Source organism: Nocardioides sp. NPDC127514 (assembly GCF_040302125.1).
Lineage (GTDB): Bacteria > Actinomycetota > Actinomycetes > Propionibacteriales > Nocardioidaceae > Nocardioides.
In genome coordinates, this window is the sequence record NZ_JBEORF010000039.1 from 19,129 (window position 1) to 40,856 (window position 21,728).

Consider the following 21,728-nt stretch of genomic DNA (forward strand, 5'->3'; position numbering starts at 1 on the left):
AGACCACTCGGACTGCCAGGAGGCCGCAATGCTCGCTCCTCATCTCGCCAACCTCACCCGCAACAAGACCGCGCTCGCTGCCTTGGCCGCCACCATCACGTTGGGTTGCGCAGGAACGGCGCTCGCCTTCACTGGCGATGGGATCGACTCAGCACCGCAGCCGCGTCCCTCAGCGGTCTCGGGGGATACCTCAACCGAAGCCATAACGGACTCGGCGCCGGCGGACCAGGTCGTAGAGACCAGCGACCCAGCAGCCTTCGCGGTCTCGGTGGCGCAGGTCCTCTTCGCCTGGGACACGACCGAGTCGACGCCGCTCAACGAGTACACCGGGCGTCTGCTCGCCGTTGCCGACCCCAGCGGCGAGGAATCGGCCGGCCTGGCCACGGACCTGACCACATACCTGCCCTCACCCGAATCCTGGGAGGACCTGAAAACGTACGAGACCCGGCAATGGATCGACATCAACTCCTACGAGGTCCCCGACGACTGGCACAGCGCACAGGACGAGGCGAAGGGCCCCGACGTCGCCGCCGGCACTACTGCGTACACCATCAGCGGCCTCCGCCGCCGCTCCGGCATCTGGCAAGGCGAGACCGCGAAGACGGTCGATGAGGTCTCTTTCACCATCTTCATGACCTGCAGACCGACGTACGACACCTGTCGGCTGCTCCGCATCTCCCAGCTCAACAATCCGTTGCGATGAGCGGCCTCCGCGATGCGCCTCGTAATCGTCGCCGCCCTGTTCGTGGCCTTACTCCTGTCCCCCGTCGCCTGCCTGTCGAGCGTCGCGATCGTCGTGCGGGCGGCAGCTCTGCCGCGCGGCAGCTGTGGCGGTTCGATCGAGGTCGGCGACGTACCCGATCACCTCACTACGCGCACGGCCAACGGCATCTCGGTCACTCTCGACCGCAGCCAGCTCACCCATGCCGCAACGATCACCACCATCGGCAGCCGCACACCCGGCGTTGGGCGTGAAGGCGTACGCATCGCGGTCATGGCAGCCCTGACCGAGTCGAGCCTGCGGATGCTGGCCAACACCAGCGCCTGGCCCGATTCCACCCGCTTCCCCAACGACGGCAACGGCGGCGACCACGACTCCCTCGGCCTGTTCCAGATGCGCCCACTCGCCGGCTGGGGCACAGTCGCCCAACTCATGAGCTCGACGTACCAGGCCCGCGCGTTCTTCGGTGGGGACAACGGACCCAACCGCGGCTCACCGCGCGGGCTGCTCGACATCCCCGGCTGGCGGCAGCTCCCGCCGGGTGCGGCCGCCCAGGCGGTTGAGGTCTCCGCGTTCCCTGATCGGTACGCCCAGTTCGAACCCGTCGCCGATGCGATCATCACCGCCCTCGCCAGCCGCACGGAGGACCAGCCGGCGAAGGCCACCGAGACCAGCAGGATCGTGTTCCCGCTCCCCAAAGGCACCTGGAGCGCGACCAGTCCGTATGGATGGCGCACCGATCCCGTCACCGGCGCCAGTTCACTCCACACCGGCAATGACTACGCCGCTCCGCTCGGCACCCCGATCCTCACCATCGGCGACGGCACCGTGACCTACGCCGGCGCCCACCCCTCCGGCTACGGCCACCTCATCCTCATCGACCACACCATCCGCGGCCGCAACGTCACCTCCGGATACGCCCACATGTACCGCAACGGCATCCACGTACGCGTCGGCCACCGCGTCACCGCTGGCCAACACATCGCCGACGTCGGCTCCGACGGCAAGTCCACCGGCCCCCACCTCCACTTCGAGATGCGACTCAATGGCCGCTCGACAGACCCGTCCGGCTGGCTAAACGGCGCCCGGGACCTACCAAACACCGCCACGCCCGCGAGAGGATGCGCGACAGCCGATCCAGGCCAAGCCAGCACACCTGACTCCCATGTCCTCCCATGAGAACCCCCTAGCGGCCGTCACGGTCGGATCACTCCGCATCGACGTCTGGTTCTGCGAAGACCGCCGCGACGATAATGGCGGAACAAGGCGTGCGTACGGATACCGCATCGCCGACAACGACCCCACCCACACCGCGTGCGAACGCACCGACCTCGAGTCTGGAGTCGGATCCGAGATCGATGTCCACGCGGCACTGTCGACGCTGATCAGTTTCATGACCGCCGCGGGCGAGGGATACCAGTACGCCATGATGAACCCGAGCGCCGACCCCGAGAGCATGCGCATGTTCCCGATCTGGGTGAGCGAAGCGGCGTACATGAATGCCGACGAGCTCGCGATCCTGACTCTCGACTCGAGTGATGTGCTGCCCCGCACGAGCTCGACCGCCTCACCGTTGACCAACGACAGTTCCCCACGCTCCGAGTACAGCAGACCCAGCACGAACGGACTGACCCGTTGATCGGTCGTTAAGCCGCAAGCGGTGTCTCGCCGAAGTCGACGTGCTAGCAAGGACAATCAATCCGCATCCCAGGGTCGAGGACCTGGTGCCTGGACCTTCTCGACTCGAGGTGTCGGCGGACGCAGGTCTCCGTTGTTGACGGTTTGAATGCGCGGGTGTGGTGAACGCGGAGCCCGTCGCGGGCTAGCTGTTCCGGTAGAGCATCTCGGCCACGTCGCGCCAAGGCTGGTTACGTTGGCCCCATCGAAAGTGCAGTTGGTACCGCTTGCCGTCGTCGGTGGTGAGGTCGAGTCTGCCGTTGATCACGCGGGAGGCCTCGGCGAACTTCACCAACCGGATCCGGGTCCGCTGGATCGTCACTTCCCTCTGCTTCGAGGTCCCGAAGAGCGCGATTGCACCTGCCCTGCCTTTGGCCCGGATGGTCAGGTTCTGACCGTCGAACTCGGCCTCGCTGCCGTAACCGTCCAGGCGCAGGAGTGGGCTTGGAGGTCGCGGGGTCACGTTGCTCTGCCTGGACGCCAGTGGTGCTGCCTCAGCTTGTGGTGGCGGCACTGTCACGGTGGGCGGCGGTGGCGGCGGTGGCGGCGACGACGACGCAGGTACCTGCCCTGCCGGGGGTGGCGGGGGTACCTCGGTTGGGGCAGGCGGGCGTGGCAGCTCCGCCTCGACGCGGCGCCCCACGGGCGCCGAGCTCGGTGGCGGCTCGACGGTGGAGGCAGTCGCGCCCAGGGAGTTGGCCCCGTCGAGCTCGTCGAGCAGTTCGCGTACGCCGGGGAAGGATGCGTCCTCGGCGAGCACTCGCTCTAAGTCCTTTCGAGCCATCGCCTTCTTGCCGTCGAGTGCTTGGGTCTTGGCGCGCTCGACCAGGGCGAAGTGTCTGATCGCGGCGTCGCGGCTCTTAGACTTGAGTGCCTCTTTGAACGTTTCGCGTGCGGCTGTCAGGTTTCCCTGGTCTCGCAGCGCCACACCTCGGTAGGCGGTCAGGAGACAGGTGGGGTCATCGTCGTTGGTGAGCCGGTTCGTCGTTTCGATGACCTCGTCGTTCTTCCCGGCCGCGAGGTAGAGCTCGCACAGGGAGACGGCGGCGAAGACCGAAGGGTCGAGCTGCTCGGCCATGGCTATGGCAGCGTCCAGGTCTCCTGCTTCCTGCTCGAGTTCGACCAGCGCCATGCCCACGGCGTCTCTGCTGATCGGGAACGTCCCGGAGACCCCGTTAGCGATGTTGATGGTGACGTTGCTGGTGTGGAGGTAGGTGCGGACGAAGGCCTCGTCCTCGGGTCTGATCCGCGTCGACCAGACCCAGCGCAGGATCTCGCGCGCCCGAGCGTTGTCGTCGGTGCTCATCGCGTTGAGGCCGTCCAGGGCGCCGATGAGGGGCGCTGCGACCGGGTAAGTCTGGGCAATGCTGGCGAGGTCCTGCATCCGATGTGCCTGGATCGCCTTGTACAGGTCCTTCTCCCACTTGGACGCCCCCAGGCCAGGCTTCGCCGGCGGCCGCGGCGCCGGAGTTGCTGCAGCCGGCGGTCGCGAGGTCGTGGTGCGTCGAGATCCTGAGTCGAGCCGCTGTGTGTAGTAAACACCGGTCCCTGGGACGCCGGCAGTGCCTCTGACGTGGCCTTTGCTGTTGACCAAGACGCGTGCGCCCCGTACGCCGGCCGAGGCGCTCAGCCCGGACTTGCTGACGGTCATCCGGACCCCCGGCATCACCTTGAAACTCTTCCGCGCAACGAAGCCCACGATCGTTGTCCTCCCCACGAACACTCACTTGGATCAGACGCTAGTCGCGATGTGGCGGATTTTCAGGCGGAAGCGTGCATCGAGGCGAAGTCGACCACCCGGCAGAGGTAGTCAGGGATAACGACCTCCCGGCGGAGGCCGCGGGTCCGGTTCACGGGCTCCGCCGTGAGGACTCGTCACAGTGTCTACAACGAACGGTCGCCATGCCAATAACTCCGAAGAGCCTTGGCGCGCTCCGCCTACCTAATGGAGGTCAACTACACCTACTCGAAGGACGTGTGATGAGCCACCCGCCTCACGCACCTATGACCCTCGCCGCTGGCGTCAACGTCACGCCCAACACCAATGGCCTTCCCGGCATCGCTCAGCTCCGCGAGATCGTCGGAGCGATGATGACGGTTGCCCTGATCCTCTCGGTCCTGGCGCTGCTCGTCGCCGCGATCGTCTGGGCGCTGGGCGCGAACTCAAGCAACCCTCACCTCGCTGGCCGAGGCAAGGTCGGCGTCCTGGTCGCGCTGGGGGCTGCGATCGTCACTGGCGCCAGCGTGACGCTGATCAACTTCTTCTGGAACGTCGGACAGTCGGTGTGAGCGATGAGCGTGTGCGACGTACCTGGCATCAGCGAGGTCTGCAACGCCGCCGGCGAGCAGGCCGTGAACGTGGCAACGGTGCCATTCCAATGGCTCGCCGACGCCCTGGCCGCCACTGCGAAGGCACTGATCGAGACAACCTGGACCGTCATCGACGACACCACCATGGTCGACCTGACCACCGGCCACTTCACCCGGATCTACAACATCGTCTTCGGCATTGCGATCGTGGTCATGCTCGGCTTCTTCCTGCTCCAGGTCATGACCGGTCTGATCCGCCGCGAACCCGCGGCCCTGGCCCGCGCAATCCTTGGGCTGGCCAAGTCGGTCATCGGCTCCTTTCTCGCCGTCGGCCTCCTCGCCGCCGCTCTCGAGATCACCGATCAGCTCGCCCGCGGCATCGTCCACGCAGCAGGCACCAACATGGATCAGATGGGCGAGGAGATGGCCGTCCTCGCCGCCTCGGTCGGCGCGATCAGCACGAAGAACCCCAGCGTCGGGATCATCCTCACCATCATCATGGCCGGCCTCTTCATCGGCGCCACGTTCCTGGTCTGGCTCAGCCTGCTGGCCCGCAAAGCCCTGCTCCTGGTCGCAGTCGTCCTAGCCCCATTTGCCCTTGCCGGAGCCTCCTGGGACCACACCCGCACCTGGGTCTCCCGCTGGGCATCGTTCGTGATCGCCCTGATCCTGTCCAAGCTCGTCGTCGTGGTGATCTTCCTGCTCGCCACCAGCCAGGTCTCCGCACCCATCGACGCCGACCTGACCAGCCTCTCGGAGCCACTCTCGGGCGTCGTACTCCTCCTCATCGCGGGCTTCGCGCCCTACCTGACCTACAAGGCCATCAACTTCATGGGCTTCGACATGTACCACGCCATGTCCGCCGAGCAAGAGACCAAACACGCCCTCAACCGTCCACTCCCCCTCCCCGTTCGGCAACCCATCCTGCAACCGCAGAAGGTCCTCGGCGGCGGAGACGAACAAGGAAATACGCCGCCTCCCAGCCCCTCGCCATCCGTGCCGACCAGCGGCGCAGCCACCACAGCCGGTACGCAGGGAGGAACCGTCGCGGCGAGCTCCGCGATGCCTGTGGCAGCCGGCGCGGCGGCGGGCATCCACGTCGCAAAGGAAGGCGCCTCCGCTGGCCCGGAGGCAGGTATGCACGTCGGCGCTGCCGCCCAGAGCGAGAGCGATGCAGCCGAGGGCCTAGCACCCCAGAGCCGCGCCTTGCCGCCGGCGTCCGACGTACCGCCCCCGCAGGCGCCGCTGCTCCGCGTCATTGATCCGACGCCAACCACGAAGCCCGGAACCAAACCATGAGCGCCGACCCGACGCCGTACGAGCTCGCCCCAGTCAAGTTCTCCCGACTCTCCAAGCGCGGCATCATCCTTGGCCTCACCCTGAGCCAGCTCGTAGTACTCGGCATCGGCGCCTTTACCCTCATCGTGGCGCTCTACACCGCCGGCGGCACCGGACTCGTGATCGCGACGCCAGTCCTGATGACGTGCACGGCCCTGGCCTGGGGCAGCGTCGGCGGACGCCGGATCGTGACCTGGCTCCCGATCACCACCATCTGGGCCTGGCGAACCACCACCGGCCAACGCGAGTTCAGACGTCGCATCACGCGCCCACGCCCAGCCGGCACCCTCGCACTCCCCGGCGACGCAGCGTCGCTACGCCAGTGGCACGACGAAGAGACCGGCGCGGTCATGATCCACGACCCCCACGCAGCGACACTGACCGCGATCATCGGCGTCACCCACGCGGCGTTCACCCTCCTCGACCCCGCCGAGCAACAACGCCGCGTCACCGGCTGGGGCCGCGTACTCGCCACCACCTGCCGCTCCGGCCGCATCGCCTCCCTCCAAGTCCTAGAACGCACGCTCCCCGACTCAGGCCGAGGCCTCGCCGAATGGTGGAAAAACCACGGCACCCACGACGACACCTGGGCGTCCAAGACCTACTCCGAACTCATCGACCAAGCAGGGCCTGCCGGCGAACGCCACGCCACCACGATCTCCATCGCTCTCGATATGAAGGCCGCTGGCCGAGCCATCAGAGCCGCGGGCAAGGGCGTCCGAGGCGCCGCAGCCGTTCTCCGCCAGGAGATGACCACACTCACCGCGGCCCTGCGCGCCGCGGACCTCAGCCCGGGCGACTGGCTCACCCCAGGCGACCTCGCCCTGATCCTCCGTACCGCCTACGACCCCGGCGTAGCCACAGCACTCGAACGCCATGGCACCCTCGGCTGCGACCTCGCCGCCGCTGGCCCCATCGCCATCAACGAATCCTGGGGTTCGCTGCGCTCCGACTCCGCGCACCACGCCGTCCTGTGGATCAGCGAGTGGCCCAGATCTCAGGTCTACCCCGGCTTCCTCGCTCCGCTCGTGCACACCACCGACGTACGCCGCGCGATCTCGCTCCACTACAAGCCGATTCGTACCGATCTCGCCACCCGCGACCTACGCCGCAAGAAGACCGAGTACATCTCCGACGCCGCCCAACGCCAACGCATCGGCCAGATCGAAGACGCCCAACAAGCCGCCGAGTATGCCGACGTTCTCCAACAAGAAGCCGATCTCACCGCCGGCCACGGCCTCCTCCGCCTGACCGGCCTCCTCACACTCTCGGCCGGCGACGCCGACGAACTCGAGCGCGTTGTCGCCGCCGTCGAGCAGGCAGCCGTGCAGGCATCGTGTGAGACACGACGGCTCTGGGGACAGCAGGCCCAAGCTCTCGCTGCTGCGGCTCTTCCGCTGTGCAGACGGCTCTGACCGAACCCGGACAAAAGCGGCCCGAGCGAGCGATGCGACCGGCGGGGGTTCCGTCGCAGCACTCACCCGAGCCACGACCTTGTTACCACGCTGGAACGACTTTGGGCGACTGCATGGCGAGTCAACTACGTCACACCGACTCGCCTCTTGATCGTGAGCGACGCGAAACCCAACACCCGGGCCTGTGGACGGCGACGAGCACCTTCGTGGTGACCAACCAACGTCTACGGAGAAGCACGATGCCGATCAGCGACTCAAGCACCCACGCAGCCCAAGCACGCGAAAGTCTGCGCCACCTCGCCCACAGCAGCCGGCGGATCGAGGACCCCGGCGAGCTCTACGACCTGCTCGGCGACATCTCGCTCGCACTCAACTCGATGGCACAGTCCCTTCACCAGATCGCACGAGTCCACGACACCCTTGAGCCCGGCAGCGCGCGGGTCGCCGAGAGCACTCGCAGCGGAAGGGCAACCTCATACGCGGTCTCATGGGAAGTCCATCGCTCCGCCGAGATCCTGACCCAAGCGGCTGCCGGGGTCGATCGGGCATGTCAGAACGAGGCACGCATCACCTACGCACCGCCGGATCCGACCCTCAACCAACCGATCAGCGGCGGGCGCGCCATCGCGGGCACCGGTATCCAGCAATGACCGACCGCCTCCAATCAGCCACTCTCGTCTCCCCAGGACGGGAATCGCGCCGCGACCGCAAGCGGCGCCGCGCGCTAGCCAAGCGCCTCGTTTCTGAAGACCGGACCCACCTACGCGCGCAGAGGCGGGCTGAATCCGAAGCCCTCGCAGCAGAGCGCCGGGCGACACGACCGCTACCTTGGGCTGGTGAGCCGGGCCCCGCGGCTCTCCGGACTCCTGGCAACCTCCGACTACCCCGCCACCAGGACACCTCTGCGACGCTCGCAGGGGCGTACCCCTTCCTCGCCGAAGGCGGACTCGGCGCCGACGGCGTCTTCGTCGGCACCGACCTCTACTCCGGCTCCTCATTCGTCTACGACCCCTGGGTCCTCTATGCACGCGGCTTGATCACCGCCCCCAACGTCGTGCTGGCCGGGATCGTCGGCGCCGGCAAGTCCGCCCTTGCCAAGAGCCTGTACACCCGATCGATCCCCTTCGGACGACGCGTGTATGTCCCCGGCGATCCCAAGGGCGAACACACACCGGTCGCGAAAGCCATCGGTGGCCAGGCCATTGCCCTCGGCCATGGCTTGTCGAACCGACTCAATCCACTCGATGAGGGGCATCGGCCACGCGGCGTCGATGACGTCCAATGGGCCAGTCAGGTCACCGCCCGCCGCCGCGACCTGGTCGGTGCGCTGACTGAGACAATGCTAGGTCGGCCCCTCACCCCACTCGAGCACACTGCCATCGACATCGCGCTGACCGCCGTCTCACGCGCGACTGACGTTCCGGTCCTGCCGCTTGTCGTCGACCGACTCCTCTCCCCCGACCCAAGCGACGATCCCGACGGACGTCTAACCGAAGACGGTCGTCTCGCAGGTCACGGTCTTCGGCGCCTGGTCGCCGGCGATCTCGCCGGCCTTTTCGACGGTCCGTCGACCGTACGCTTCGACCCATCTCTACCGATGGTCTCCCTCGACCTTTCCCGGGTCACAGAGAATTCCACCCTGATCTCCGTCCTGATGACCTGCGCCTCTGCCTGGATGGAGTCCACCCTCCTCGATCCTGACGGCGGCCAACGCTGGGTGATCTACGACGAAGCCTGGCGCCTGATGCAACACCCAGCACTCCTCCGTCGGATGGACGCCCACTGGCGCCTCGCCCGGCACTACGGGATCGCCAACATGCTGATCTTTCACAAGCTCACCGACCTCGACAACGTCGGCGACCACGGCTCAGCCGCCCGCGCGCTCGCATCCTCGCTCCTCGCGAATGCCGAAACGCGCGTTGTCTACAGACAAAAGACGGATCAACTCGGTCCCACGGCGTCGGCCCTCGGTCTCACGGGCACCGAGCAGTCCCTGCTCCCGACGCTCGGAACCGGTCAAGGTCTCTGGCAGATCAAAGACCGATCCTTTCTCGTTCAGGCGCAACTACATCCAGCCGAACTTTCGCTCTACGACACCTCCCGCAGAGCATCCGGAACGACCGGCTCCTAGCCGAGATTCTCGGAACTGTCGCTGCGACTACGCGCGCGGGCGAGTCCGCTCAGGGATGAGCACGCTGAGGCACCGGGCGGCGCACCCTCGTCGCCATCCATCAGTCGGGCTCCCTGCCGGTTGACGAACCGACATTGTCAGGTCGGCGGGGCCCGTACGGCCATCGATTCAGATCCCGCTTCTCCCGAAAGCAGCGGGCGAACTTTCATCAATCGGAGAGGCACAGCGGGCCGCAGCCGAGGCTGACGGGGGCTGATAGGTGTCTCACATTACGCGGACCCGGTTTCGGTCTGGTCAGGAAACGCCGGTTCAGCGTCCGCGTCGTCCGGGTCATACCCTCCGGAGAGGCCGGAACGCGCCTTATTGATGTCGCCGGATGCATCAGCCCACTGAAGCTGGTAATCGTCGGTGTTCACCGTGCAGTACCAATCGGTGATGCAGTCGTTCCACTCCTGCGCCGTGGAGGCGTACACGGCCAGTGCGCCGGAGGCCAAGTTGTAGATGTTCTGGCAGCCGTCGGCCAGGTCGTACGACTGGACAGTTCCGCGCGCGACGGCCGCATCGCCTGCCGCCTCTCGCAGTTCAGCGTTCGTCACGCCGACGTCGAGCTGGCTGTCTATCGCATAGACAGCGTCTACGAAGTCGCCGATCTCCTTCTGGCACGTCCTCCAGGCTTCCTGATTGGCCTTGACCTGGGCGGCCGCTGCAGCTTCTTGCCTGTAGTCGATGATCGCCTCGACACCGCGCCAGATCCCGACACCTGCGGCGCCGATGACGAGCACGGAGACCGCTACGACGATGACGACCAACCTGCGTCGCCGCTTCCCGGGCACGGGAGGTGGCCCAGAGGGCGGTGGCATCGAAGGGCCCGGAGGATAGGCGGTCATAGCGGCGATGCTCGCGACCGTGGAATCGTCTCGCTGGCGATCCGAACACTGGATACCCGGGATCGGGGACACACAACCGCGCGGTCGATCCGCTCCAGGCCTACGCCGCACACCCGAAAGCAAGTCACGGCACTCGCTTGCATGTGCGTCGTGACCGCACTCGTGACCGGCGTCTCGACTCGGCAGTGGCACAGGCTTCGCTGAACCCCGGGACGTGATTCATCCGCGCGATGAACCCTCATCACTTGCGCGGTCGGGCTGCCTCACCCACATAGGCGCACCCATCTACGTGCTGACACCGACCTTGTGATGGCCGTAACATTCCGCCGGAGCGCTCGTTGACCCGACGTCAACTAGCACCGATCGCACTCAGGAGGCACCTGTGAGCCTGCCATCTACGGCAGCCACCACGCGGGCTCTGCGCCCCGTCGGCGCCTATTTCGCCTTCACCTGGGATGTGGCGGTCGAGCTGTTCCGGCACGGCGTGCGCGGGCGGGAGTTCTTCGACCAGGCCTGGTCCGTCGTACGCGTCTCCCTGCTCCCCACCGCGGTCATCACCGTGCCGTTCGGCGCCGTGCTCTCGCTGCACATCGGCTCCCTGTTCGCCCAAATCGGCGCCCAGTCGATGACCGGATCGGTAGCCGTGCTCGGGATCGTGCAGCAAGCGGCCCCGATCGTCACGGTGATGGTGGTCGCCGGCGCGGCCGGCACTGCGGTGGCCGCCGACCTGGGCTCCCGCAAGATCCGCGAGGAGCTGGATGCACTCGAAGTACTCGGGGTCAGCACCATCCACCGCCTCGTGGTGCCGCGGGTGGCAGCAATGGCCGTGGTCGCGACCTTGCTCAACGCGGTCGCCACCAGCGTCGGCGTCGGCGGCGGTTATGCCTTTAACGTGCTCGTCCAGGACGGGTCGCCTGGGGCGTACATCCACTCCTTCACCACCCTCTCTCAGCTTGCTGACCTGTGGGTAGGCGAGATCAAGGCGTTCCTGTTCGGACTGATCGCCGGCACCGTCGCCTGCTACCAGGGCATCAACGCCAGGGGCGGGCCGCAAGGTGTCGGCGACGGTGTCAACCAATCAGTGGTCGTCTCGTTCGTGCTCCTCTTCATCGTCAACACGGTGCTGACGTTGGTCTACTACCAGCTCGTGCCGCCGAAGGGGATGTGAGATGGCTGATCTCAGGCAGCTCCCCGCACGCACCTGGCGAGCCGGGGTTGACACCCTGGCGGGCCTCGGCGACCAGGTGGTCTTCTTCGGGCGCTCACTGGCCGGCGTACCCCCGACCGTGGTCCGCTACCGGCAGGAGGTGCTGCGCCAGCTCGCCGAGGTGAGCTTCGGCCGCGGTGCGCTGGTGCTGGTCGCTGGGACGGTCGGCATCATCGTCTTCGAGGTGCTCGCGGTCGGCTCGGTGGTCGGCCTGGTCGGCTACGAGGGCCTCAAGCAGGTCGGCATCCAGCCGTACGTCGGCTTTCTATCGGCCTACTTCAATACCCGCGAGGTCGCACCCCTGGTCGCGGCCAACGCGCTGATCGCTACCGTCGGCGCAGGATTCACCGCGCGGATCGGGGCAATGCGGATCAGCGAGGAGATCGACGCCATCGAGGTGATGGCGATCCCCTCGATCCGTTACCTGGTCAGCACCCGGATCATAGCGGCGCTGCTCGCGGTGGTGCCGCTCTACCTGATCGGCCTGATCGGTACGTACGCCGCCACCCAGGCCGTCTCGGTGCACTACAACGGGCTCACCGGCGGCACCTACGAGCACTACTTCAACCTGTTTCTACCGCCGGTCGACATCGCCTACTCGTTCGGGAAGGTCATCGTCTTCACGGTGATTCTGACCCTGATCTGCTGCTACTACGGCTACACCGCAAGCGGCGGGCCGGCAGGTGTCGGGGTCGCCGTGGGCCGGGCGGTGCGCCTGTCGCTGGTGATGGTCGTGCTCGCTGACTTCTTCCTCAGCCTCGCACTGTGGGGCTCGACCACCACCGTCAGGATCGCGGGGTGAGGTATGTCTGAGACGAACCGGAAGGCGGCCTTCGGCCTCGTATATGTCTTGGTGCTCGCGCTGCTGGTGGCGCTGAGCCTCGGCACCTATCTCAAGGCGATGCCGTGGCATCGTACGGCGGAGGTCACGCTGCTGGCTGCTCGCGCGGGGCTGGCGCTCAACCTGCAGGCGGACGTGAAGTTCCAGGGCGTGCTGGTGGGCACGGTACGGCAAGTGCAAACCGACACCGATGGCGTACGCATCAAGCTGGCTCTCCAGCCCGGCAAGCTCGATCTGATCCCGGCCGATGTGGACCCGCACGTTGTTCCCAAGACGCTGTTCGGGGAGAAGTTCGTGGACCTGGTCGGCTCCGCCCACCCCGCGCCGGAGCGGTTGCACGAGGGTCAGGTGCTGCGGGTCTCGGCGACATCGGTCGAGGTCAGCGACCTGTTCACACAGCTCGAGCCGGTCCTGCGGGCGGTCGAGCCCGCCAAGCTGTCGATCGTCTTGTCGGTGATCTCCGAGGTGCTCGACGGACGCGGTGAGCAGATCGCGGCAACCCTGAACCGGACCCGGGCCTTCCTCGAGCAGGTCAACCCACAGCTGCCGGTCCTGGTCGAGGACCTGCAGGACCTGGGCCGCACAGCAGAGCTGTACGCCGACGGGGCTGGCCGTCTCGGCACCATCCTCGACTCCGCAGCCGAGCTCAGCACCGGCCTGATCGTGCCCCGGCGCCAGCAGTTCGACCAACTGCTGGATGAGGTGACCGGTGTCGCCGAGCAAAGCTCGGCGCTTCTGGACCGCAGTGGCGGCCGGTATGTGCGGCTGACCGGTCGGTTGCTGCCGCTCACCAAGCTGCTCAACGAGTACTCCTCGAGCATCGGCTGCACCATCTCCGGGATGAAGACGGTTGACACCCTGGTCAACGAGGCGATCGGCTCACGCGGACCGTTCGTGTCGCTGACCGTCGACCTGCTCGCCAGCCAGGAGCCATACCGCTATCCCGAGGACCTGCCAACCAACCCAGGCAGCACCGCCAATGACAAGAACCTGCCGAAGATCTTCCCGAGATGGGATCCGCACTGCCCGACCTTCGCCCCGGAGGTGAAGGCGCTGACCAACCATGGGCCGTACTCCCAACTGCTGCCCGGGGTGACCTTGCAGCCGGAGTATCAGCCCGACGACACCCCCCAAGCTGGGACCCAGGCGAGCGAGGGCAGAACGGCGGCCCCGACCGATGCCGACGTCGCCAAGGCCCGCGAGGCACTGGCACGCGCGACCGCCGCGTCGCTGACCGGCCGCGACTATGACGAGGTGCCCGGCTACACCGGCCTGCTGCTCGCCCCCTTGCTCTCCGACGGAAAGGTGGATCTGCGATGAGTCGTCCTCTGCCGGCTACCGCGGTCAAGCTGGTGGTCTTCGCCGCCACCTGTGCCCTGTTCTTTGGCGTGCTCGCAGTCGCGATCGGCAACCTCAGCTTCCGCAGTACCCGCACCTATTCGGCCATGTTCACCGACGCCACCGGGGTCGCGACAGGCGACCGCGTGCGGTTCTCCGGTGTCGAGGTCGGCTCCGTGCGCGGCGTACGGCTCAACGCTGCGGCGGGAAAAGATCTGGCCAAGGTCACCTTCGAGGTCGACCAGGAGGTGCCGATGTACGCAACCGCCCAGCTGCAACTGCGCTATGAGAACCTGCTCGGCCAACGCTATCTCGCGATCAGCGCCAAGCCCGGCTCCGCGAGGAAGATGCCGGAGGAGAGTACCTACCCCGTCGCGCAGACCACGCCGGCGCTCAATCTGACCGATCTCTTCGACGGCTTTCAGCCATTGTTCCGTGCCATCGAGCCCGAGCGGGTCAATACGCTCAGCCTGGAGCTGGTGCGTGCCTTCCAGGGTGAGGCCACTTCGGTCAGCTCGCTGATGCGGCATCTCACCTCGCTGACCAGCACGGTCGCTAACCGGCAGGCGGTCATCGACCAGGTGATCGACAACCTCAACCAGGTGCTGGTCACCGTGGCCAGCCGCGATGCCAACCTGACCGCTCTGATCGTGGAGTTCAAGAACCTGATGACCGGCCTGGCGAAGGACAAGGACTCGATCGGCGCCTCACTGACTGACACCGCCGAGCTGCTCACCACAGGCGGAGCGCTGCTGGAGGACGTACGCGGACCGCTGCACGACAACGTGGTCCCGCTGGCCGAGCTCTCCTCGAAGCTGTATGCGACCCGGGAGGAGATGGATGCCTCGCTGACCCGGCTGCCGACGCGGCTGCGGGCGGTCAACCGGGCGGGGTCGTACGGCTCCTTCTTCAACTTCTACCTCTGTCAGGTCGGCATCCAGATAACGCTGCTGCAGGGTAAGGCGCTCAGCATGACCAGCCCGTCGGTAGCCGCCAACGAGCGCGACACTGTCTGTGGCGGAGGTGAGGGCCCGTGACGCGCGCCCGCACCGACCGAGATCTGACACGCATTGCCCTGATCGGCATCGCATCGATCGCCGTCGTGCTGGCTGGTGTCCTCAACTGGCAGCGACTGCCGCTGCTGGGCGCGGACGGACACACCTTCACCGCGGAGTTCGCCGACGCCTCCGGGCTGGTGGCCGGCGAGGACGTACGAGTCGCCGGGGTCAAGGTCGGCGAGGTGACCGGTGTCGAGCTCGGACGCGGCAAGGTCCTGGCCGCGATCGAGGTCGAAGGAGTCGAGGTCGGCGACCGGAGCACCGCGCGGATCGAGATCCGCACCCTGCTGGGCCAGCACTACGTGAGCCTGGCCCCCAAGGGGCAGGCACTGGCCGACGGCGGCGTGATCCCGCTGTCCCGAACCACGACCCCGGTCGACATCGTGCCCACGCTGAACCAGCTTGGCGAGACCAGTGCCGAGCTCGACGCGGAGAAGGTCGCTGAGGCGTTCGACGCGATGTCGGCGGTACTCGAGGAGACCGCGCCCGAACTGCGCCCGACGTTGAATGCGCTGACCGACATCTCCGAGGCGGTCAACGACCGTGACGCACAGATCCGTCAGCTGTTCGCCAACACACGGAAGGTCTCCGGAATGATCGCTGCCCGTGACCAGGACCTGCAGGCCCTGGTGCGCAGCTCCGCGCAAGTGTTGACCATGCTCGACGAGCACCGGGCGGTCCTGGATGAGCTCATCACCGGCACCGAGCTGCTGGCCACCCAGGTCCGGGCGATCGTGGCCGAGAACCAAGAGCTGCTCGAGCCCACTTTGCGGAAGCTCGGCGCCGTGCTGAAGGTCCTACGGGAAAACCGGGAGCAGGTCGACCAGATCTTCGACTACGGCGCGCAGTATGCCGTCTCGTTCACCTCCGTCGGTGGCTCCGGCCGGTACCTCGATGCCTCGGTCGGTGTGCCGCAGGGCTTCGCCGTGTGTGCCGCGATCGCGGAGGGTGACCTCGGCGCACTGTTGTCCGGAGTGATGACCGAGATCAACAAGGCGGTCAACAACGCCAACCGGCCGTGTCTGCCGCTCGGGCCGGCGACGTCCGGCACTGATGGAGGTGAGGGCTGATGCGGTTTGGCACCTGGGCCGCGGTGGTGTTGGCAACCCTGCTCGCCGGAGTGGGGATCACGGTGGTGAGCCTGCAGCCGCGCGAGCGCAACCTGACGGTCATGTTCGCCCGCACCACCAGTCTCTATGAGGGCGCGGCGGTGAAGGTGCTCGGCGTCAAGGTCGGCACGGTCACCGACATCAAGGTCAAGGGCACGCAGGTGGCGGTCACCATGGCCTACGACCCCGAGGTGGAGCTGCCCCAAGACGTGCACGCGATGATCGTGCCGCCGTCTCTGGTCGGCGACCGCTTCGTACAACTGGCCCCGGCGTACACCTCGGGGCCGGTGCTGGCCGACGACGCCCGTCTGGGGGTGGAGCGCTCAGGGGTTCCGCTCGAGCTCGACGACAGCTACGCCGGGCTGGACAAGCTCGCCAAGGGTCTGGGCCCAGAGGGCGCCAACCGGGATGGGGCTCTCTCCCGCGTGATCGACTCCTCGGCGCAGGCGCTGGACGGCAACGGCAAGGCGTTCAACCAGACCGTCACCGAGCTCTCCGCAGCACTCGACACCCTGGCAACCAGCAGCGAGGACGTCTCTGGGACGGTCACCAACCTGGACACCACGACCCGAACCCTGGCCGGCAACGACGAGCAGGTACGCACCCTGGTGACCGCCTTGGCCGCCGTCGGCGTGCAGCTCAACGGCCGGCGTGCAGACATCCGCCGCGCGGTGCAGCAGCTGCGGGAGGCGCTGAAACTGCTGGCCACTTTTGTGCACGACAACCGCAGCGAGCTCGATCGCACCATCACCGACCTCACCGCGGTCACCGACCAGATCGACGACAACAGCGACCAGCTCGGTCAGCTGGTCAGCCTCTCCCCCGTCGGCCTGTCCAATCTGGTCGACGCCATCGTGCCGACCAACGGCGACGTCGAATCCTTCGCCGAGATGGGCCCCTCAGCGCGCACCGGATCCCTGATCCTGCGTCCTGGTCTGCTCGAGAACCTCGACGTCACTCTCGGGTCGGTACTCGACTCGCTGTGCGCCCAACTGCCGGCTCAGGCCCGGACCAAGATCTCTGGGGTCTGCTCTGCACTGCGTGGCGCCGGTGGCGACCTCGGCACGGTGCTATCCGACCTGGTCCACTCCTCCCCGACCGACATCGTCCAGCTCAACCAGGCGCCCGAGTCGATGCCGGGACTGCTGACCGGAGGGGTGCAATGAGGCTGTTAGCGGTCCCAGTGGCCGGCGCCGTGTGTGTAGCGCTCAGCGCGTGCTCCTTCGATGGCGTACAGAGTCTCCCGCTGCCCGGCGCCGAGCATGGCTCGGACACATACCCGGTCACCGCCGTCTTCGACGACGCCACCAACCTGGTGCCCAACGAGACCTGCCGGATGCACGACACGGTCGTCGGTTCGGTCTCGTCGGTCACTTTGGGCGAGGACCTCAAGGCGCATGTGGTGTGTCGGATCAAGGACTCGGTCAAGCTGCCCGCCAACGCCCGGGCCCGCCTCGCCGAGACCAGCCTCCTCGGGGAGAGGTACGTCGCCCTCGACCCACCTACCGGCACGGCTGCGAAGGGAGTGCTCGAGCCCGGTTCGACGCTCGCCGAGGCAACCAACAGCGTGGCACCCAATGTCGAGGTCGTCCTCGGGGCGCTCTCCCACGTGCTCAACGGTGGCAGCCTCGGCAAGGCTGCCTCGATCTCCGACGAGCTGACCACGATCCTGCAGAGCACCGACGTACCAGCCACACTCGAGCAGCTCAACACCTTCGTTGCCACGATGGACCAGGACAAGGCCACGATCGTCGCGACGCTCGAGTCGCTGGCCCGATTCGCTGTTGCGATCGCAGCGCAGCGCGCCGCGATCGCGGACGCGATCGACTCGGTGCCCGAGGGGCTGGCCGTGCTGGAGCACGAACGTCCCAAGATCGTCCGCACTCTGGAGTCGGTCCAGCAGCTCTCCGACCGGGCAGTGCGGGTCATCGACGCCAGCCGCGCCGCGACCGTCAAAGATCTGGAGCAGGTTGCGCCCGTCGTGGAGCAGCTTGCCGCCAGCGGTGAGGACCTGGCCCTGCTGGTCGAGCGGTTGGGCTCCTTCCCATTCCCCACCAACACGATGGCGATCCTGCGCGGCGACTACGGCGGCGCGATGGTCAACCTCGTCGTCGACGTCGACACCATCGATGGGCTGCTGCGGCCGCAGGAAGGCTCGGCACTGAAACGGGAGACCAGCTCGGAAGCACCGCCGGCGGATCCGCTGTCAGCCCTCCCGCTCGAGGACCTGCTCGGACAGCCCTCCGGCGAGCCGGTGACGAGTGCGCTCAACGACCTGCTGGGTGGAGGTACGCCGTGAGCAGGCTCACCCGCGTACAACTCGTCGCGTTCGCGGTCGTTTCGGCGGTGGCGATCGTCTACGGCGCGATCGCGTTCTTCGACGCCGGTCGCCTGGTCGCCCGGCCCTACCAGGTCTCGGCCCAGTTCACCGGCTCTGGGGGCATCTACCCGCGCGCCAATGTCGAGCTCCTCGGCACGCGGATCGGCCAGGTCAAAGAGCTCCGCCCTGGACCTGGCACCGGGACCACCGTGGTGCTGGAGCTCGACCGCGAGGTGCGGGTACCCCGCAGCGTACGGGCTCGAATCGGGGTGAAGTCGGCCATCGGCGAGCAGTACGTCGAACTGACCCCCACCCGGTCCGGCGGTCCTTACCTCCTGTCGGGCAGCGTCATCCCGACGAGTGCCACTCAGACGCCGGTGGAGACCGCGGCGCTGCTCAAGCACGTCTCGGACCTGGCCGGGTCCATCGACGCCAAGAACTTGGGCGTCGTGCTCGAGGAACTCGCCGTCGGACTGGAAGGAACCGCTCCCGCGCTGGAGAGCGCGGTCGATGACAGTGCGAAGATCTCAGAAGTCGCCCTCGACGACGTCGAGGAGATCAACTCACTCATCGACAACGCCCACACCGTGCTCGGCACCCAAGCCGAGCTTGCGCCGTACACCTCCACCGTGCTGGAGCATGTCGCCAGTCTGCTGGCCCAACTGGCCGAGCTCAACCCCGAGCTGGGCGACGTACTCACCCAGGGGGTGCGCGCCGGCACCGAGATGAACGGCCTGCTCGGGGCCAACTCCTCGGCCATCTCGCTGTTGCTCGACGACGCGCTGCACCTGACCCAGACGGTCGACGACCGCCGCCCGGCACTGCGCAAGTCCCTGGTGATGCTGCCCTGGATCGAAGAGTTGGTCCCTGCAGTGTTCCGCTACTGCGACGAGATCGACCCGGAGACCGGCGAGAAGATCCCCGAGTCGTGCCACTACGACTCCCAGGGCCGGCCGCTGTGGTCGACCTACATCGGGATGCAGGTGCCGCCGGAGATACCGCTGGCGCAGTCCTACTTCCCGTGCACCCAGGGCTATGAGAAGACCAAGCGCTACCGCGCCGACGGCAAGCCGATCGACGGCGATGGCCCTGACCAGCCCAAGGGCGCCGAGCCGAACATGGACGCGCACTGCACCTCCGCACCCGCCGACAAGGTGCAGCCGAACGTACGCGGCAGCCAGAACGTCGACATCCCCCAGACACCGCGCCTGGCACCCAGCATCGGGTCCGGCACAGGGTCCGGCTCGGGCTCTGCGGTCTCTCTCTACGACCCGAACACCCACACCGTCGCCACCCCCGACGGCAACCTACGCCTGAACAAGTCCGCGCCCCCTGCGGACGGCACCGACGCAGACCGGCTCAGTTGGCTGCTGACCGGCGCCCTGAGAGGAGAACGATGAAACTTCCGACCGTCACGACCACCGTGACCGGGGTGCTGGCCCTCACGCTAGTGCTCCTGGTCGCCGCCAACGTCTTGGTGAGGCTCCGCAACGACCAGCACGAGGAGGGCCAGGCCGCCCGGGTGGTCGCCCAACATGCCGCCACCGGCTTCTTCAGCCTCAGCCATGAAGACCCCGGCGGCGACGTCGACGCCGTCCTTGCCATGTCGACAGGCTCATTCAAGAAGGAGTACGCCGCCAAGCGCTCCCAGATCGTCGACAGCGTGACGAAGAACAAGCTCACGGTGAAGGCACAGGTTCCTGCCGACGGCGCGGCGCTGGAGTATCTCTCCGAGACCGCAGCCCAGGTGCTGGTCGCGGTCGACGTCTCCTCGAAATCGGCGAAGGAGTCCAGCGACGCCCAGTACCGCACCCGGGTGAAGCTGAAGAAGCGCGATGACACCTGGCTGGTCTCGGGTCTGGAGCAAGTCGGATGACGGACATCACCGCGAAAGAAGACCTCGACGAGACCGCCGAGGCCGCCGGGACCGACGAAGGCGCAGACCGCACCGACGGCTCGGCCGACAAGGGCAAACCGTCCCTCGACCTCGCACCCATGCTTGCCCGCCTGCACCTCGACCGGCTTCAGGTAGCGCTCGCGGTGCTGGTGGTGGTTGCCGGCGGCGTACTCGCCTGGCCGCTTCTCCAGGCGCCCGAGGACAAGCCGTCGCGTCCGGTCGCGAAGGCCTCCGGCGCCTACCATCCGGGTAGCGTTCCGGCAGGCCAGGAGGCACTCGAGGTCGCCACGAAGACACTTCCCGCCGCACTGACCTACGACTACCGCGAGCTAGACGAGTCCCTCGAGGCAGCGACTCGGTCGATGACGCCTGCGTTCGCGAAGGAGTTCTCCGGGACCTACCACGACACCGTCGGTAAGCTCGCCGCCCAGAAGCAGGCAGTCACCAAGGCCATCGTGCGCGGAGGCGGGGTGCTGAGTACGGACGATGAAAAGGCCACCACACTGCTCTTCGTGGACCAGGTGCTGGTGACCAGCAACTCCTCGAAGAACTCTGCCCCCGTTGTGGTCGCCCAGAGCCGGGTCGTGGTCGAGTTGCGCAAGAACGGCAGTACCTGGCAGGTCTCGGATCTGAAGCCGTTCTAGATCAACCGATCAACCGAGCACCCGTACGCAGCCGCCGGCGCATTTCCCGGAGGACTTGGTCCGACGCTGAACACCGCGACCGCGACCCAAACCTCAGGTTTCCACGGAGACGTCGTCCGCCATCTCGAGGACGGCCACGATCTCGGCGAGCGAGCGAGACAGAAACTGACGCGCTCTGGAGCTCGAGATCGTCTCACGGTCGATCACCTCGCGCGCCATCGCCCTGACTAGCCCGCCGAAGGCCCGGATCGCGGCACGGGCGCTCTCCCGCTCGCGACCCTCGCCGTTGAACCCGACGATCCCGAGAACGAAGTCGGCAGCCACGTCGTCGGCCTCGTCGAGCAGAGCCTGCACCTCCGGATCCGAGCCGAAGCCACCGGCCGTGGCAACCCGGAGCCAGGCCTGCCCCTTCTCCTCGACCACGGTCATCAGCCAGTCGACCGCAGCGGCGATCCGCTCACCGACATCGCCCTCGATCGGAGGCTGAGAGTCGACCGACGGCATGAACATCATCGAGCGAACGACAGCCAGGTACAGGTCGCGCTTGTTGCCAAAGTAGTGGTTCACCAGGCTTCGAACGACCCCCGCGTCGGCGGCGATCTCCGCGATCGACACCGCCGAGTAGGGCTTCTCCCCGAAGTGTCGCGCAGCACTGGCGAGGATCTGGCTCTCCCGGCGGTCGGGGGCAAGGCGGCGGAAGCGCGGCGCGGTAGAACTGCTCACGACGCGATCGTGCCACAGTGACCCAGGGACATTGTTGATGTGACGCCAACAATGTCCCGCTGGTCTCGCGTTCACGGAAGAGATGTTCCAGAAGGCTTGAGCAGCCGCGCTT

Annotated in this window: 21 protein-coding genes; 18 read left to right on the plus strand and 3 right to left on the minus strand. The window is 66.9% G+C overall.

Annotated features, from left to right (window positions below; genetic code table 11):
- The first annotated feature begins 28 nt into the window (after window positions 1-28).
- From ABTX24_RS26140 to ABTX24_RS26150, 3 genes are read left to right on the plus strand one after another with little or no spacing between them, the layout of a single operon-like run.
- Window positions 29-703 carry a cell wall protein gene (locus ABTX24_RS26140; RefSeq protein ID WP_350843775.1) on the plus strand — a complete coding sequence of 225 codons (675 nt, stop codon included), beginning with the start codon at window positions 29-31 and terminating at the stop codon, window positions 701-703.
- Window positions 704-715: 12 nt separating this feature from the next.
- Window positions 716-1,900 (plus strand): M23 family metallopeptidase, encoded by a 1,185-nt coding sequence (locus tag ABTX24_RS26145; protein WP_350843777.1) that lies wholly within the window; start codon window positions 716-718, stop codon window positions 1,898-1,900.
- Window positions 1,887-2,360, plus strand: a complete 474-nt coding sequence (locus ABTX24_RS26150; RefSeq protein ID WP_350843779.1) for a hypothetical protein — start codon at window positions 1,887-1,889, stop codon at window positions 2,358-2,360. Before ABTX24_RS26145 ends, ABTX24_RS26150 begins: the two co-directional genes overlap by 14 nt.
- Before the next feature lie 183 nt (window positions 2,361-2,543).
- Here the strand turns inward: ABTX24_RS26150 and ABTX24_RS26155 are convergent, their stop codons facing one another.
- Window positions 2,544-4,121: a DUF4236 domain-containing protein gene (locus ABTX24_RS26155; RefSeq protein ID WP_350843781.1), complete on the minus strand. Its 1,578-nt coding sequence runs from the start codon at window positions 4,119-4,121 to the stop codon at window positions 2,544-2,546.
- A 281-nt stretch (window positions 4,122-4,402) separates the two neighbouring features.
- Between ABTX24_RS26155 and ABTX24_RS26160 the strand changes: the two genes are divergently transcribed.
- The 5 genes from ABTX24_RS26160 (at window position 4,403) to ABTX24_RS26180 (ending at window position 9,592) form a co-directional block, all read left to right on the plus strand.
- Window positions 4,403-4,687 carry a DUF6112 family protein gene (locus ABTX24_RS26160; RefSeq protein ID WP_350843783.1) on the plus strand — a complete coding sequence of 95 codons (285 nt, stop codon included), beginning with the start codon at window positions 4,403-4,405 and terminating at the stop codon, window positions 4,685-4,687.
- A gap of 3 nt (window positions 4,688-4,690) precedes the next feature.
- Window positions 4,691-6,007 (plus strand): type IV secretion system protein, encoded by a 1,317-nt coding sequence (locus tag ABTX24_RS26165; protein ID WP_350843785.1) that lies wholly within the window; start codon window positions 4,691-4,693, stop codon window positions 6,005-6,007.
- Window positions 6,004-7,461 carry an SCO6880 family protein gene (locus tag ABTX24_RS26170; RefSeq protein ID WP_350843787.1) on the plus strand — a complete coding sequence of 486 codons (1,458 nt, stop codon included), beginning with the start codon at window positions 6,004-6,006 and terminating at the stop codon, window positions 7,459-7,461. The genes ABTX24_RS26165 and ABTX24_RS26170 overlap by 4 nt, the downstream gene beginning before the upstream one ends.
- A 239-nt stretch (window positions 7,462-7,700) precedes the next feature.
- Window positions 7,701-8,111, plus strand: coding sequence for a hypothetical protein (locus ABTX24_RS26175; RefSeq protein WP_350843789.1), 411 nt, complete (start codon window positions 7,701-7,703; stop codon window positions 8,109-8,111).
- Between the two features lie 383 nt (window positions 8,112-8,494).
- Window positions 8,495-9,592: a putative type IV secretion/conjugal transfer ATPase gene (locus ABTX24_RS26180; protein ID WP_350843791.1), complete on the plus strand. Its 1,098-nt coding sequence runs from the start codon at window positions 8,495-8,497 to the stop codon at window positions 9,590-9,592.
- Between the two features lie 269 nt (window positions 9,593-9,861).
- On the opposite strand, the gene ABTX24_RS26185 is transcribed toward ABTX24_RS26180, so the two are convergent.
- A complete protein-coding gene (locus tag ABTX24_RS26185; protein WP_350843792.1) occupies window positions 9,862-10,401 on the minus strand; it encodes a hypothetical protein in 540 nt (179 codons plus the stop codon).
- 460 nt (window positions 10,402-10,861) lie between these two features.
- Here ABTX24_RS26185 and ABTX24_RS26190 point away from each other — a divergent pair, with 460 nt between their 5' ends.
- Genes ABTX24_RS26190 through ABTX24_RS26235 form a run of 10 tightly spaced genes read left to right on the plus strand, consistent with a single transcriptional unit; the run spans window position 10,862 to window position 20,893 of the window.
- Entirely contained in the window at window positions 10,862-11,647 is a 786-nt protein-coding gene (locus tag ABTX24_RS26190) for an MlaE family ABC transporter permease (protein ID WP_350843794.1), read from the plus strand.
- A 1-nt stretch (window position 11,648) separates the two neighbouring features.
- Entirely contained in the window at window positions 11,649-12,488 is an 840-nt protein-coding gene (locus tag ABTX24_RS26195; protein ID WP_350843796.1) for an MlaE family ABC transporter permease, read from the plus strand.
- Window positions 12,489-12,491: 3 nt separating this feature from the next.
- Window positions 12,492-13,847 carry an MCE family protein gene (locus tag ABTX24_RS26200; RefSeq protein WP_350843798.1) on the plus strand — a complete coding sequence of 452 codons (1,356 nt, stop codon included), beginning with the start codon at window positions 12,492-12,494 and terminating at the stop codon, window positions 13,845-13,847.
- A complete protein-coding gene (locus ABTX24_RS26205) occupies window positions 13,844-14,902 on the plus strand; it encodes an MCE family protein (protein WP_350843800.1) in 1,059 nt (352 codons plus the stop codon). The genes ABTX24_RS26200 and ABTX24_RS26205 overlap by 4 nt, the downstream gene beginning before the upstream one ends.
- Complete coding sequence (locus ABTX24_RS26210) at window positions 14,899-15,993, plus strand: MCE family protein (protein WP_350843802.1); 1,095 nt, start codon at window positions 14,899-14,901, stop codon at window positions 15,991-15,993. The genes ABTX24_RS26205 and ABTX24_RS26210 overlap by 4 nt, the downstream gene beginning before the upstream one ends.
- Window positions 15,993-17,198 carry an MCE family protein gene (locus ABTX24_RS26215; RefSeq protein WP_350843804.1) on the plus strand — a complete coding sequence of 402 codons (1,206 nt, stop codon included), beginning with the start codon at window positions 15,993-15,995 and terminating at the stop codon, window positions 17,196-17,198. The genes ABTX24_RS26210 and ABTX24_RS26215 overlap by 1 nt, the downstream gene beginning before the upstream one ends.
- Window positions 17,195-18,331 carry an MCE family protein gene (locus ABTX24_RS26220; protein WP_350843806.1) on the plus strand — a complete coding sequence of 379 codons (1,137 nt, stop codon included), beginning with the start codon at window positions 17,195-17,197 and terminating at the stop codon, window positions 18,329-18,331. Before ABTX24_RS26215 ends, ABTX24_RS26220 begins: the two co-directional genes overlap by 4 nt.
- Window positions 18,328-19,752 carry an MCE family protein gene (locus ABTX24_RS26225; protein ID WP_350843808.1) on the plus strand — a complete coding sequence of 475 codons (1,425 nt, stop codon included), beginning with the start codon at window positions 18,328-18,330 and terminating at the stop codon, window positions 19,750-19,752. The genes ABTX24_RS26220 and ABTX24_RS26225 overlap by 4 nt, the downstream gene beginning before the upstream one ends.
- Window positions 19,749-20,228, plus strand: coding sequence for an Rv1363c family protein (locus tag ABTX24_RS26230; protein WP_350843810.1), 480 nt, complete (start codon window positions 19,749-19,751; stop codon window positions 20,226-20,228). Before ABTX24_RS26225 ends, ABTX24_RS26230 begins: the two co-directional genes overlap by 4 nt.
- Window positions 20,225-20,893, plus strand: coding sequence for a hypothetical protein (locus ABTX24_RS26235; protein ID WP_350843812.1), 669 nt, complete (start codon window positions 20,225-20,227; stop codon window positions 20,891-20,893). The genes ABTX24_RS26230 and ABTX24_RS26235 overlap by 4 nt, the downstream gene beginning before the upstream one ends.
- A 93-nt stretch (window positions 20,894-20,986) precedes the next feature.
- Here ABTX24_RS26235 and ABTX24_RS26240 read toward each other — a convergent pair whose 3' ends face one another.
- Window positions 20,987-21,616 carry a TetR/AcrR family transcriptional regulator gene (locus ABTX24_RS26240; protein WP_350843814.1) on the minus strand — a complete coding sequence of 210 codons (630 nt, stop codon included), beginning with the start codon at window positions 21,614-21,616 and terminating at the stop codon, window positions 20,987-20,989.
- Window positions 21,617-21,728 lie beyond the last annotated feature (112 nt).

Bases quoted from the DNA above. Each gene is read 5' to 3' on its own strand.
- ABTX24_RS26205 (WP_350843800.1), top strand. From the start codon at position 13,844: ATGAGTCGTCCTCTGCCGGCTACCGCGGTCAAGCTGGTGGTCTTCGCC.
- ABTX24_RS26140 (WP_350843775.1), top strand. From the start codon at position 29: ATGCTCGCTCCTCATCTCGCCAACCTCACCCGCAACAAGACCGCGCTC.
- ABTX24_RS26200 (WP_350843798.1), top strand. From the start codon at position 12,492: ATGTCTGAGACGAACCGGAAGGCGGCCTTCGGCCTCGTATATGTCTTG.
- ABTX24_RS26165 (WP_350843785.1), top strand. From the start codon at position 4,691: ATGAGCGTGTGCGACGTACCTGGCATCAGCGAGGTCTGCAACGCCGCC.
- ABTX24_RS26170 (WP_350843787.1), top strand. From the start codon at position 6,004: ATGAGCGCCGACCCGACGCCGTACGAGCTCGCCCCAGTCAAGTTCTCC.
- ABTX24_RS26160 (WP_350843783.1), top strand. From the start codon at position 4,403: ATGACCCTCGCCGCTGGCGTCAACGTCACGCCCAACACCAATGGCCTT.
- ABTX24_RS26145 (WP_350843777.1), top strand. From the start codon at position 716: ATGCGCCTCGTAATCGTCGCCGCCCTGTTCGTGGCCTTACTCCTGTCC.
- ABTX24_RS26235 (WP_350843812.1), top strand. From the start codon at position 20,225: ATGACGGACATCACCGCGAAAGAAGACCTCGACGAGACCGCCGAGGCC.
- ABTX24_RS26175 (WP_350843789.1), top strand. From the start codon at position 7,701: ATGCCGATCAGCGACTCAAGCACCCACGCAGCCCAAGCACGCGAAAGT.
- ABTX24_RS26230 (WP_350843810.1), top strand. From the start codon at position 19,749: ATGAAACTTCCGACCGTCACGACCACCGTGACCGGGGTGCTGGCCCTC.
- ABTX24_RS26195 (WP_350843796.1), top strand. From the start codon at position 11,649: ATGGCTGATCTCAGGCAGCTCCCCGCACGCACCTGGCGAGCCGGGGTT.
- ABTX24_RS26215 (WP_350843804.1), top strand. From the start codon at position 15,993: ATGCGGTTTGGCACCTGGGCCGCGGTGGTGTTGGCAACCCTGCTCGCC.
- ABTX24_RS26150 (WP_350843779.1), top strand. From the start codon at position 1,887: ATGTCCTCCCATGAGAACCCCCTAGCGGCCGTCACGGTCGGATCACTC.
- ABTX24_RS26220 (WP_350843806.1), top strand. From the start codon at position 17,195: ATGAGGCTGTTAGCGGTCCCAGTGGCCGGCGCCGTGTGTGTAGCGCTC.